The 13,836-nt window shown below is 35.9% G+C and carries 10 protein-coding genes and 3 other annotated features; of the genes, 1 reads left to right on the top strand and 9 read right to left on the bottom strand.

The genetic code is table 11. From position 1 onward, the window contains the following. Window positions 1–131: 131 nt before the first annotated feature. The 9 genes from LCF45_RS14340 to LCF45_RS14380 all read right to left on the bottom strand — a co-directional run bounded on the left by LCF45_RS14340 (window position 132) and on the right by LCF45_RS14380 (window position 13,101). Entirely contained in the window at window positions 132–698 is a 567-nt protein-coding gene (locus tag LCF45_RS14340) for a TetR/AcrR family transcriptional regulator (RefSeq protein WP_002185597.1), read from the bottom strand. Between the two features lie 126 nt (window positions 699–824). Beyond that, on the bottom strand, window positions 825–1,229 hold the full coding sequence (locus LCF45_RS14345; protein ID WP_002032786.1) for an NUDIX domain-containing protein: 405 nt from the start codon (window positions 1,227–1,229) through the stop codon (window positions 825–827). Window positions 1,230–1,390: 161 nt separating this feature from the next. Then, entirely contained in the window at window positions 1,391–2,554 is a 1,164-nt protein-coding gene (eis, locus tag LCF45_RS14350) for a GNAT family N-acetyltransferase (protein WP_263892832.1), read from the bottom strand. A gap of 154 nt (window positions 2,555–2,708) precedes the next feature. Next, on the bottom strand, window positions 2,709–3,998 hold the full coding sequence (aroA, locus tag LCF45_RS14355) for a 3-phosphoshikimate 1-carboxyvinyltransferase (protein WP_002013437.1): 1,290 nt from the start codon (window positions 3,996–3,998) through the stop codon (window positions 2,709–2,711). A gap of 16 nt (window positions 3,999–4,014) precedes the next feature. Further along, window positions 4,015–5,115, bottom strand: coding sequence for a prephenate dehydrogenase (tyrA, locus tag LCF45_RS14360; protein ID WP_002131144.1), 1,101 nt, complete (start codon window positions 5,113–5,115; stop codon window positions 4,015–4,017). After that, complete coding sequence (gene hisC, locus LCF45_RS14365; protein ID WP_063225784.1) at window positions 5,108–6,208, bottom strand: histidinol-phosphate transaminase; 1,101 nt, start codon at window positions 6,206–6,208, stop codon at window positions 5,108–5,110. Before hisC ends, tyrA begins: the two co-directional genes overlap by 8 nt. An 18-nt stretch (window positions 6,209–6,226) precedes the next feature. After that, window positions 6,227–7,399 (bottom strand): chorismate synthase, encoded by a 1,173-nt coding sequence (gene aroC, locus LCF45_RS14370; RefSeq protein ID WP_002013434.1) that lies wholly within the window; start codon window positions 7,397–7,399, stop codon window positions 6,227–6,229. 53 nt (window positions 7,400–7,452) lie between these two features. Then, window positions 7,453–7,672, bottom strand: a binding site (T-box leader). A gap of 9 nt (window positions 7,673–7,681) precedes the next feature. Beyond that, window positions 7,682–8,758 carry a bifunctional 3-deoxy-7-phosphoheptulonate synthase/chorismate mutase gene (locus LCF45_RS14375; protein WP_002013433.1) on the bottom strand — a complete coding sequence of 359 codons (1,077 nt, stop codon included), beginning with the start codon at window positions 8,756–8,758 and terminating at the stop codon, window positions 7,682–7,684. A 194-nt stretch (window positions 8,759–8,952) separates the two neighbouring features. After that, window positions 8,953–9,189, bottom strand: a binding site (T-box leader). 54 nt (window positions 9,190–9,243) lie between these two features. After that, window positions 9,244–9,480: a binding site (T-box leader), on the bottom strand. Between the two features lie 108 nt (window positions 9,481–9,588). Further along, a complete protein-coding gene (locus tag LCF45_RS14380) occupies window positions 9,589–13,101 on the bottom strand; it encodes a DUF4020 domain-containing protein (RefSeq protein WP_078422379.1) in 3,513 nt (1,170 codons plus the stop codon). A 150-nt stretch (window positions 13,102–13,251) separates the two neighbouring features. On the opposite strand from LCF45_RS14380, the gene LCF45_RS14385 reads away from it, so the two are divergent. Then, window positions 13,252–13,689 (top strand): YndM family protein, encoded by a 438-nt coding sequence (locus tag LCF45_RS14385; RefSeq protein WP_002127868.1) that lies wholly within the window; start codon window positions 13,252–13,254, stop codon window positions 13,687–13,689. Window positions 13,690–13,836 lie beyond the last annotated feature (147 nt).

Here is a 13,836-nt window from a genome sequence, read left to right on the forward strand (position 1 = left end):
AATTCTATTAAATCACTCCCTACGGAATGAATATTCATTCCTTTAATTGTACAGATATATCATCTCCTGTAATCATTTTTTATATTTATTTGGGAATGAATGTTCATTCCTGTCCTTATAAAGCTATAGAATCAAATGATTCTAATAGCATTCCAAGAGCTCTCTTCCAATTCTTTTACTAATTCTTTTGAGTATTCTAATTGCCCTGTCGCCATTACTTTTATTAATTTTTCAAGCGGTTGATATACAATAATAATTAAAGCAATTATAGGCAATGGACGAAGAAAACCTTTTTCGATTCCATCTTCAATAATATTCATAAAGAAGCCTATAAAATCGTCAAATATTTTCTTACTCTGTTCATCAAGAAAATAACTATCACAGTGCGAATTTGTAAAAAGAAAAGCATCCACATTGTTTCTCGCAAATTCAAATAAACGGTTATACGTATGACTAAACTGTTCTCGAATATTTGCTTCAACAGGAAAATCAGTTTTTATTGTTTCAGATAGCTGTATCATGCTTTTTGAAAATAATGAGTTAACGAGTGCCTCTTTATTTTCAAAATAGCGATAAATAGTACCAGCGCCGACATTTGCTTTTTCAGCGATCATCGGAATTGTCGTACCATCGTAACCACGCTCTGCGAAAAGTTTTATACCAGCATCAAAAATATCCTCTTGCTTATTTTTAGCCATTTTTCTCACCTCAATTTTTAGGAATGAAAATTCATTCCGTTTATAATTATAAATTACATGGATTAAAAGTCAAGTGTGTAAATACGCTATTGAAACATTTATCAAATAACACACTCAATTAAGATATTAATACATTTTTTGCGTTATCCCATCAAAAAATTTCTTTGTATCATCATGACTTAAAACCCTCAATACATCTTGTATCTTAAAAAATTGAACTTGACTTATTTCATTATCTTTTGGATGTAAATCTATTCTGTCACCTATATATTCTACATAAAACATAGTAGTTTCTTGCTCTTCATATCCAATTTTCATTTTGAGTTCTTCAGGAAAGCCAAAGCAAATTTTATCTTCAAATTGTTTTATAACTTTAAACTTTGTAGATCCAGTTTCTTCTTCCAGCTCTCTCAAAATAGCACTCTCTAAATCATTATCTGTATGTTTCACTCCACCTTTAGGAAAATCCCATTCCCCCTTTGACATAGCATATTCTCCATCTATGTCACTAATTTTCACCTTATGTACCAATAAAAATTCACTGTGTTAGAATACGACCGCACCTACGGCTTGCCTAATCATTTTACTTTTCCTCCTAAAACAATGATTTCACTCTATTAAATAGAAAAGTACTATAATAAAAAGTTTATCATTATAGTACTTTGTTACTCATACATAGCACATGACATTAATTAAAAGAAATCATAAATAAACGGCTTACGCACCGGCACTACATTCTCAAATGCACGTATCTCCTCTTCGCTACCGCTTATTAAGTCTATTTCATTTAATTCTAGCGGTCGCTTGTAACCAAACATAATAGTAGATAACGCATTAATATCGATTTGAATTCCATTTTCTTTTGCTGTTTCTTCTTTAACGATTGTTATTTCATTATTTTTAAGTTGAACCGTTACGTTATTCCACGGAGCAAATGAATCTGTAATATGTAAAATTACTTCTTTCTCTTCGTTGTTCCAGTTCCATTCATATTGTTTGAAAAACTGTTCTACATCTACAATTCTTCCCATGAAATATGGAGTTACTTCTGCTTTTACTCGTGGTTCTTGTAATGTGTAAAGAAGTGGTTCTGTCTCACTTAGTATCATTTCTAGATCTTTAATCATAGAATCATGTTGGCAAATGAAATTCCAAAGGCCATTTCTCGCTTCATTATGTAATGGGACAAATTCTTTTACTGTCATTTTAGAATTCTCTATTTTGTATAAAATGTAACCAGCCGCCGTTTTATTTTCATCATAGTAAACTGCCAATGTTAAATCATGATACACCGCTTGTAGCCACCATTTACGTCCGCGAACTAACATACCAGAAAATCGTTCTGCAAATGTTTCATATAGATTCTCTACTTCTTCTGGATGATTATCTTTACTAAAACGTTTCACTGTACCATTCACTTGTTTTTTAATTATTAAATCGCTCTTTGTCATCTGACATACGATTCGATTCGCACAAAGTTCCCAGCCGTATTTACGATAAAATGAAACTGCAAATGGATGTAACATCGATACACTATATCCATCTCTTTTCATAGTTTGTAGTGAATGCTGAAGTAACTCTTTTATATATCCACTTCTTCTATATTCCGGATACGTCGCTACCCCCGCAACGCCGCCCATTTTAAACTTTTCTTTTCCTATGTAAATATGAAAAGGAATTAAGTGCAACTTTGCAGCTAACTCTTCTCCTTCCATAATACCGTATATTTGATGGCTTTCCTTCATTCGTGTAATTTGCTGCTCTACTCGTTCTTCATTTGCTTTATATTGAAAAGCATATTCTGATAAACGTAATGCTTCTCTAAACTTATCTTCTTTTAATTGTATAACGTTCATATATTTCTCCTCCATTCCTCGTTTGAATTATACCACAATTCAAACTATTATAATTCGGTAAGTGAAATTACGAGGATGTTTCAACAAAAGATATCGATTTAGAAACAATCTAACATAAAAAAGCAGATACATTACGCATCTGCTTCTCATCAATTTATTTAGCTAACGTTTGCAGTTCTTCAAAAAATGTAGGATACGATACACCTACTGCTTCTGCATCTTCAATCGTTGTTTCTCCTTCAGCTATACAGCCGGCAATCGCAAGCATCATTCCAATGCGGTGATCACCGTGACTATGTACTGTATTTCCTTTTAGCTTACATTTACCGTAAATAATCATTCCGTCGTCGGTCGCTTCAATACGGGCTCCGAGTTTCGTTAGTTCAGCAACGACTGTATCGATACGATTCGTTTCTTTCACTTTTAGCTCGTGTGCATCTTTAATGACTGTAATTCCATCTGCTTGTGTTGCCGCTAAAGCGATAATTGGGATTTCATCAATCAGTCGTGGAATGATATCTCCACCGATTTCGATTCCTTTCAGCGGCGATGTTTCAATTGTAATATTTGCAGCAGGTTCTGATGCTCCTTCGTTAATCTGCTCTACAGTAAACGTAGCGCCCATTTTCTCAAGAACATCAATAATACCTGTACGAGTCGGATTCATTCCCACATTTTGTAATAGTAGTTTACTATTTGGAATAATTGCACCTGCTACTAAGAAAAATGCCGCTGATGATACATCACCTGGCACTTGAACATCTGTTGCGGTTAACTTCTGTCCTCCTGCTAGTTTCACTGTTTTCCCCACGCGAGTTACTGTAACGCCAAACGCCTCAAGCATTCTTTCTGTATGATCGCGGGAAATATGAGGTTCTGTAACAGCTGTTACACCTTCTGCGCGAAGGCCTGCAAGTAAAATAGCTGATTTCACTTGCGCACTTGCTACCGGTGAAGTATATTCAATCGCCTTTAAATTCCCGCCTCGTATTGTGAGCGGCGTAAACGTTCCTTCTTTTCGGCCATCAATTTTTGCACCCATTTGCTTTAGTGGATTTGTTACACGTTGCATCGGTCTCTTCGCAATTGAAGCATCACCTTGCACGCAAGAAAAGAATGGTGTGTTTGCAAGTATTCCTGACATTAATCGAATCGTTGTACCCGAATTACCAACATCTAATACAGCTTTTGGCTCTTGTAAACCTTCTAATCCTGTTCCAATTACCGTAACTTCGTCTCTATTTTGTGTAATCTCTACTCCCATTTCTTTAAAACAAGAAATAGTACTTAAACAATCCGCACCAGGAAGAAATCCTTTAATTGTTGTTTTACCTTCCGCGATTGCGCCAAACATGACAGCGCGATGGGAAATTGATTTATCTCCAGGGATTGTAATTTTGCCATTCAATCCGTTATTTACAGTTTGTACTGTTTTTTCTTTCACGTTGTCACCCTCCTCATTAAATTGTTTCATACGTTTGGTATTCTTCTTTTCCGAGCGCAATTTTTGCCTGCGTTCGATCCTCTTCTCTTTGGAAACTAATTCGTAAAACTCCGAGCAATCCTTCTCGCGCTTCTAATATTTGCAAGTTCGTAATACTAATTTCTTCTTCTGCTAGAATGCTTGTGATATGGGCTAATGCCCCTACTTTATCTAAAACGTCGACGTATAAGTCGTGATAGGCAGGAATTGCCCCTCTTTTTCGAACTGGTAAAGAGTCACGATATTCTTTCGCATCTGCAAAATAACTTTGTATTTCTCCTGCATCTCCTTTAGAAACCGTCTTATATAGCTCTTCCATTTCTGAAATCCATTCTTCTAATAGTTCCAATAAATGCCCTCGATTTTGCTTTACGATATCACTCCACATTTTCGGACTACTTGATGCAATACGTGTTATATCTTTAAATCCGCCTGCCGCTAGTTGATGAATAAGCGGATTATCACCAGCATGTTTCTCAACTTGTTTTACTAATCCTGCTGCAATTAAATGTGGGAAATGACTAACTATTCCTGTTATATAATCATGTTCTTTTGTATTTAATACAAGAAAATGAGAGCCTGTTCCTTTTAACCATTCTTTCAACTCTTCTACTCGCTCATCTAATACATGATTCATCGGTGTTAAAATGTAAAATGCATTTTCAAATAAATGCGCCTTCGCACTTTCAACTCCTGTTTTGTGAGAACCTGCCATCGGATGTCCGCCGATAAATGAAACTTGCTTTGTTAATAAAGCTTCTGCTTCATTCATGATTGTCCCTTTCGTACTTCCTACATCGGTAACAATGACATCTTCTCGTAAATGAAATGATGCAAGTTTGTGTAACAACTTTTTCGTTTCTTCAACTGGAGAGGCAAATACAATTAAATTTGCCTCCTCACATGCACGCTGTAAATCTACTGCTACTTCATCAACTACATGTAATTCTTTTGCGCGCTCTACTTGCTCTTTAAATATGTCATAACCGATAATCGTTACATCGTGCTCTTTTTTAATCGCTAATGCAAGAGAGCCTCCTATTAATCCAGTACCGATTAATACTACCTTTTTACACATTTGCCTCATCTCGAGACTTACCTTTTTTATTTTCAAAGTGTTGTTTTAACACTGAAATCACTCCTTCATTTTGTTCCCTAGTTCCGATTGTAATACGGACACCATTTGGGAACGGACGAATAATAAACCCTGCATGCGCACAAGCTTCATAAATTTCCCCAGCATCATCTACCGGCAAGAAGATAAAGTTCGTTTGCGACGGATAAAATGGAATTTCATTTTCTGTACAAAAACTCTCGTATTGTTGTAATCCTTCTGTATTAACACGAACTATTTCTTCAATAAACGCTTCATCGTTAAAAGCAATCGTCGCTGCTTTTTGCGCTAATGAAGATACGTTAAATGGCAAACGTACGACATTTAATTTCTCGATTAACTCTTCCTGTCCAATCGCATAACCAACGCGGAAAGAAGCTAATCCGTACGCTTTAGAAAACGTTCTAAGTACAAGAATGTTGTTATGTTTTTCTAGAAGCCGTAATGTCTCAGGGAAATCTTTTGCTGTTACGTATTCATAGTACGCTTCATCAATGACAATTAACGTATTTTCACTAATGCTTTCAATGAATTGAGTCAATTTTCGCTCATTCACATATGTGCCTGTCGGGTTGTTCGGATTACAAATCCATACGATTTTTGTATGTTCATCAACTGCTGAAGAAATTTCATCTAGATCATATACACCGTTCTTTAAAGCAATTTCTTTCACTTCACAGCCTTCAATAATTGCATGATGACGGTACTGAGGGAATGTCGCGCCAGCAGTTACGATATTATCTCCTTTACAGAGCACTGCACGACTTATAATTTGAATGACTTCATCAAGTCCACTACCACAAAGCACTTGTTCCATTTGCACTTGTAATTTCTCTGCAATTGTTTGACGGAGTACTTCAGCACCTCCGTCAGGATATAAAGCATGTTCCTGCCACGATTTTTGTAATTCTCCTAAAACACGAGGTGAACAGCCAAATGGATTTTCATTTGATGCTAACTTAACAAATGAATGATTCCCGTATACTTCTTTCATTTGCTCTGGTGATTTACCTGGTTTATACGGTTGTAATGATGATAGTTGATCTTTTACTCGCATGTTAAATCCACCTTTTCATTAAAATTCTTTTGCGTATTTGTTATGTTGCGAAATATTTTGTTTTAGTAATTCCATGCGATCTTTTCCGAATTGCTCGACTAGTGCACCGGCAAGTTCCCATGCAACGACAGCTTCAGCTACAACACCTGCTGCTGGTACTGCACAGCTATCAGATCTCTCAATACTCGCTTGGAACGCTTCTTTCGTATCAATATCTACGCTTGCTAACGGTTTATATAATGTAGGAATTGGCTTCATTACGCCTCTTACGACAATTGGCATACCTGTTGTCATACCGCCTTCTAAACCGCCGGCATTATTCGTATTTCTCGTGTATCCTTTTTCTTCATCCCATAAAATTTCATCGTGCACTTTACTTCCCGGCTGTCTTGCCGCTTCAAAACCAATTCCGATCTCAGCACCTTTAAACGCATTCACGCTCATAATAGCACCGGCAAGTTTTGCATCTAATTTGCGGTCGTAATGAACGTAGCTACCAACTCCAATTGGCATTCCTTCTGCAATGACTTCGACAATACCGCCTATAGAATCTCCGCTACTTTTCGCATCATCAATCGCATTCATCATTTCTTGTTCTACTTCTTTATCTAAACATCGAACTGGTGAATTTTCAGTTATCGTTTGAATTTCTTCAATTGGTAAGTTTGAAATACGCTTCGCTTGTACCCCACCAATTTCAAGAACATGTCCTGCGATTTCCACACCTAGTTCTTTCAAAATTTGTTTCGCAACTGCACCAGCAGCAACACGAACTGTCGTTTCTCTTGCAGAAGAGCGCTCTAATACGTTTCTTATATCACGATGGCCGTATTTAATTGCCCCGTTTAAATCCGCATGTCCTGGACGTGGTTTCGTTATAGTACGTTTCATTTCTTTACTTTCTTGCTCCGAAATTGGTTCAGCACCCATTACTTTCGTCCAATGTTTGAAATCATCATTTTTTACGATTAACGTAATTGGTGAACCAAGTGTCATTCCGTGACGTACACCACTTGCAATTTCAACTGTATCTGTTTCAATTTGCATGCGTCTTCCGCGCCCATGCCCTTTTTGTCTTCTTAATAATTCTTTATTAATATGTTCCGCTGTTAATGTTAAACCTGCTGGTACACCTTCTAAAATAACTGTTAACTGCGGCCCATGTGATTCTCCAGCTGTAATGTATCTCATTTCTCTTGCCCCTTTACTATTTTTTTGTACAAAAAAGTCCCTACTGAGCGCTCAGTAGGGACGATGTTTATCGCGGTACCACCCTAGTTGTAGACTTCTTTCGTCTACCTCTCTTCTTCTTTAACGATCGTTTGACCGTCTTTCTCTCCAAAAGTTGGCGGGAAAGATGCTCCAAGGCTGTAATTCATGCTTACCTTTGTACTGATTCACACCGGCCATCAGCTCTCTTTAACAGTGAGATAAGCACTACTGTTTCCTCTTCAGTGCATTTATGATATGGAATTAAGATAATTTATTTTTGAAACCTTTTAACTCATCCATGAATCTATGGAATTCTGGAATATCCATTTGTTGCGCAGAATCTGATAACGCAACTGCTGGGTCTGGATGAACTTCAGCCATTACTGCATCTGCTCCAATAGCAAGTGCTGCTTTCGCTGTTGGTAATAGTAAATCTCTACGTCCAGTTGAATGTGTTACGTCAACGATAACTGGTAAATGTGTTTCTTTCTTTAAAATCGGTACTGCTGAAATATCTAATGTGTTACGTGTCGCTCTCTCGTATGTGCGAATACCGCGCTCACAAAGAATAATTTGGTCATTACCTTGTGCAATAATGTATTCCGCTGCATTAATGAACTCATCAATTGTTGCTGCTAATCCACGTTTTAATAATACTGGCTTATTAACTTTACCTACAGCTCGTAGTAAATCGAAGTTTTGCATGTTACGTGCTCCAACTTGAATTACATCAACGTATTCTAGCGCCATTTCTACGTCATTCGGATTTAAAATTTCACTAATAATCGCTAAGTCGAACTCATCTGCTACTTGTCGTAAAATTTGTAAACCTTCTACTCCTAAACCTTGGAAATCGTATGGAGACGTTCTCGGTTTGAAAGCACCGCCGCGCATTAATTTAAGTCCTTGATCTTTCATCGCTTGCCCTACTTGGCGAACTTGCTCTAAACTTTCTACCGCACAAGGTCCCATGATGAACGTTTGTGTTCCGTTTCCAATCAATTCACCTTTAACATTAACAATTGTATTTTCTTTTTTCTTTTTACGTGAAACTAGTAATGCTTTACGGTTATCATCTTCTTGTAATTCTAAGCTTGCTTTGAAAATCGTTTTGAAAATATGTTGAATCGTTGACGTTTCGAATGGTCCTTCGTTATGCTCTGCAAGCATATCAAGTACTTCACGCTCACGTACTGGATCAAAGCGTTTCGTACCTTGTACTTGTTTTTGCTCCCCAATCTTTTGAACGATTTCACCGCGTTTGTTTAATAGGTGTAATAGTTGTAAGTTAATTTCATCTACCTGTTTACGTAATTGATCTAATTCATGATTTGCCATTTGGAAATCCTCCTCTAATGTTTTAAAAGTATAGTAAGAGAATAAAAAATTCTCTATTTTCTGAACTGGTTAATTATACAAATTTAAAGTGGAATCGATACCTCTTCTTATTTTAAACTAATAATTACCATAAAGACACTAACTACTAGTTAATAAGCCACTTTTTTGTACAAAAAAGCCCTACTGATTCAATCAGTAGGGACGATATTTATCGCGGTACCACCCTAGTTGTAGACTTATTTCGCCTACCTCTCTTCATTGTTAACGATCATCTGACCGTCTTTCCCTTCATAAAGACAATAACTATCTTTACTACGAAAAAGATGCTCCAGGACTGTAATTCGCTCTTGTTTTTGTACTGGTTCACACCAACCACCAGCTCTCTGTTACAGGGAAACAACAACTACTGCTTTTCCTTTCAATGCATGACTATTTTATTTTCAAGTTGGACCACTAAAATACAAAAAGTCCCTACTGAATAAATCAGTAGGGACGATATTTATCGCGGTACCACCCTAGTTGTAGACTATATTTCTGTCTACCTCTCTTCACTGTTAACGATCATTTGACCGCTTTTCCTTCATAAAGACAATAGTATCTTTACTACGAAAAAGATGCTCCAAGACTGTAATTCATGATTATCCCTGTACTGGTTCACACCAACCACCAGCTCTCTGTTACAGTAAGACTAACCACTACTGTGATCTCTTCATTGCACTTTGTTTATTCAAATGTTTTTGAAATTGAATAAGTATGATTCGTATTATAGAACGCTTTTCAAAACACTGTCAATAACTTTTTATATATTTTTTTAAAATTCCACTTCCGCCCTATGATTCCTCTTGTAAATTCTCCGTTACGATTCCGATGCGAATTATTTCATTTTCTATTAAATTTAATACATGTCTTTCTACTTCATACCTGGTTAATAGTTCTTTTACTTGTATGATCTCACTTTCAAGTAAATCGGCTTCTTGACACGTCTGCAGTAAAGTAAAAAACACATTTGCATACAATTCTTTATACGCTTTCATACGCTCTTTCTTTTCAAGTATCTCTATAAACAACTGTTTCATTTCTTCTTGATTAGATTGTCCTTCCACACCTTGAAATTTACTAGAAATAATATTTAATCCTTTTTCTAAAACCTCATCCATGCATAAAACAATACGTAAAAGCATCATATATTCTCTCGTTGTTATTACGCCCATTTTCGGACGTTCTCTTAAAAACACACTAAGCCACGCTGTCCAAAATTTTTGTTGTTCCTTACCACTTAACGTTTTTACGTAGTAGCATAAATACTGCATAAATTTAATTTTATTCTCTTCGTTTTCTTGCATCAAAAGTGGATATAACCAATCTGTTTTTTGCTCCCAATATAATACGCATTTAATAAATACAAAGCTAAGCCATTTTAAAAATGCTTCTCTCGTATATGGATGTAGTGCATCTAAATGTTCTACTGCATACTTAATATATCGTCTTATTTCTGTAAACAAAGGTAGATTAATTTGCGTATAACATAATCCCGCCCACGCATATTTCGTAAGCTCACTTTCTTTCTTTAAATCTAAGTAAGGTAGTACATTTTTCCGACACCATTGCTTCTCAATATGGTATAAAAACGTAATATCTGCTGTTAAACGAGCTAACATAAAGTTCGTTCGTTCCGAAGTAACCCTTACCTGTTCTTCAAATAAAAATAAATATTCATATACATTGCGATCATATAAGTGATCGTACGCTAACAGTTTTAGCAATACAGCTGTCATCTTCCCAACAGGATGCTGTATAGACTCATTGTAAAACTCTTGTTTTCCAATTTTAAAATCTGTTTCCCCTCTCATAACATGTGGAAATACTGAAAAAGCAAAGCGCTTTACAACCCGTATACTGTTTTCTTCTAGCTCTTCTAATCGATTGCTAATTTCATATAGAAAACTACTAATTAGCCAATGAAAAGCAGTATTTCTAATAAATTTCTGCAATAACGGAATGATTTTTTGAATTTGTTCATTCGTCAAATTCCGGTTATTTCGCCACTCTCTTATACACACAAACCATACTTCATTACTAATTTCGTGCACGCCTACTAGTTGATAAGCAAACGAAATACTCCACTCTACATTCAATTTACACGCTTTTGATAACATCTCTAAAAAATGGCGTTGTTCAAAAACACCGTCTCTTGAAAATTGCCGAACTTGCTCCATTATTTCATCGTCTTTCAGCTGTAGTAATCCATCAGCTGTTACATTGCATGTAATACGTTGTTCATTTGCCTCTTTCTTTGGAACACTGTATAGATCTGAAGAAAAATGGGGGTGTTTCTGTTTCATTAGCTCGTATCCTTCCGCCGTACACTTACTATTCGAATCACACGTGAATAGTAAGTCTAATACAAGACAAGCATCAAACGCCCTCTCTTCTGCAAGATACTCTAATACATGTTGAATTACTTCTTCTTTCGTTTCCTCTAAAGCATCTGCGTAATAATTCTTTAAAAGTTGAAACACTTCATGTTTACATGTGAAATCTAACAGAACATCTACATGTAACAACCACTTCAGTTTGTCATCCGCTGTAACGAATACATTATTAATCATTGCTTCAATTGCAATTCGCTTATGAAGTACACTATCAGTTTCTATCATTTCTGTAATATAATGATTTGCTTTTTTCTCATTGTTTTCACATAAATATGTAAGACACTCTTTTACAATTTGAATTAAAAATGTAAAATCATTTTGCTGTAACTCCTGCTCTGAAATTTCTCTATCTCTTCTTTTCAGTGCATTTTGTCTTAATGACAATAGTTGTATCTTTTCTAACCCCGTAACCATAATCGGATTTGCGTAGTAAGCGATATGTGGTCTCATTTTCTCTTTCCAAATTCGCTCCACATGAGAAAAAATAGGCATCGGTATACGACTCGATTCCTCGAGTTCAATCGACTCTTGCGTATCATTTCCCCATCTTCTTACACGCTTCAATTTAAGTTTCCCATCTAAAATAAACGTTAATAGCAACAAGCCAATTTCTTTATGCTCAGGGAAAGAACATTTTTGCAATAAATATGTGATTATTTCAATAGAGCTACTATCTTTCTCTGCTGTTTCTAATAAAAGCAATGTCCATCTTGCAAACAACAAAGGGTCCATCGTTTCTTTCGTTTCGTTTAAGTAACTACAAATTGTTCGCCACCATAACGGGGATATTTTAGAATGATTTTTAAAAATCAATTGAAATAGTTCTTTTTGATGACTAAATAGAAATTGCTCCACTAACCATTCCGCAAGCAATTCATCTACTTCATCATAATTTGCTGTAAGCAGAAATAAATTTCTTAGTTTCCCTTCTGCTTCAAGCCATTCCACCCATTCATAATCACGAGCAAATTCAACGAAGTACCGAACGGTTTCAATTTTTTTTATTGACTGTTTTATATAGGATAATTGCTCCTGCTCTACTGATGGAGGAACGGTTACAATATCACGAATACGCATTCTTTTCGTAATATAATTATCCCCCATTAATTCCGCCCACCGCTTCACCGCTTTCACAAGCGCCTGATGATTATTTGCTTTATTCGGATACACAATCGGTCTTATCCCTAAATGCTCCCAATGATATGTATTATCACCTTGTGCGACGAAAGCATAACGCCTTGTACTCGGTGGTAAGCCTGTTGCTAAATATTTCATTACAGGATCATTATGACTATACCCAACGAATAAAACAGTGTAATTTGAGAATAGATCAACTAAAAATCGTCTCGCCCACCCTTCTGTTAGGTAAGCCCTTCCAAAATCACCATCCGTTAAAATTAAAGCTTCTTTCTCTTGTTCTACATTCCCATGTATGTAAGCCAACCCTTTAAACGCTCTCCCTGTCGGTAAAGCAGGTGCATAATAAATATTCAGCTCTCTATTCATTTCTGTAATTACAGACGTAAAATGTTGATCAAAGTTTGTCGTTACAATTCGAACATCCGTATCTAACGGAAACAGCCTTGGAATCGCATAGTGTAATGGATTTGGTTTTGATTTTTCTATATTAACGAGGTCTCTTGCAACTTGATGCACATCTTTCGTTTTCGCAATTTTACCGAGATAATAATCGTGGGGTTCTGTCATCTCACGCCTTTCGACATATAAAGCTTTCGAAATTTCATCAACTAAATCATCGAAATTCGGTAAGTTTGATTTCCCCTTCATAGAAACTCCTGCTCCAACGAATAATACTAACTTACCTTGTTCAAGGTGATCGATTAACTCATCTGGAATTTCTACTTCTGAAGTTATCCACATCCCGGATTCCCCCTTACCTAAAAATGTCATACGCTCTCATTTCACTATAACATTTTTTGATTATTTTTTTAATATTTAGATAAAATTTCAGCATGATAAAGTTTTATCTAAATTAAACCGTTCCAATGTATGAACTCCTGTATTTATTGTAAAACTATGTATAAATGGGAGGTGTAAATATTGAATGATATTACTGTAATACTTATCAAATTTATATCATGCATCATCGCTTTTAGTATCGGACTAGCTCTATTTTTCCCAGCAACGCTCGTCCAAATCATTTCTTTTAGTCTCTTCGTCACAATCATTTCTTATATGTTTGTTGATAAAATTATTTTAAATCGAATTGGCAATTCCGCTGCCATTATGACGGATTTCTTACTTACGTACTTAAGTGTTTGGATTTTCGGTAATATTTTATTAGACAACTACATGCAAATTGCATGGGGCAGTATCCTTTCTGCCATCGTCTTTACATTATCAGAAGTAATCGTCCATCGCTTTTCTAATTCCCACACAAGGCACAGCAATGATAACATTCGAATTAATCGCCGGTTTGCATATGGTACCGAGTTTGCTGAAGAACAGAATGTGTTGGATAAAGATAAGAAGAAATAACGTTTTGGTGAAGGAGTACCCTTGTTGATAATGTGGTACTCCTTTTTGTTTTTTTGTGATATCAATACGGTGAATGAAATTATATCAACAATTCGACAAGAAATATCGATTTATCGACAAAGTTTGATAGCCTATCTTCAAATAAAA

The organism is Bacillus sp. 41-22, assembly GCF_025809295.1.
Lineage (GTDB): Bacteria > Bacillota > Bacilli > Bacillales > Bacillaceae_G > Bacillus_A > Bacillus_A mycoides.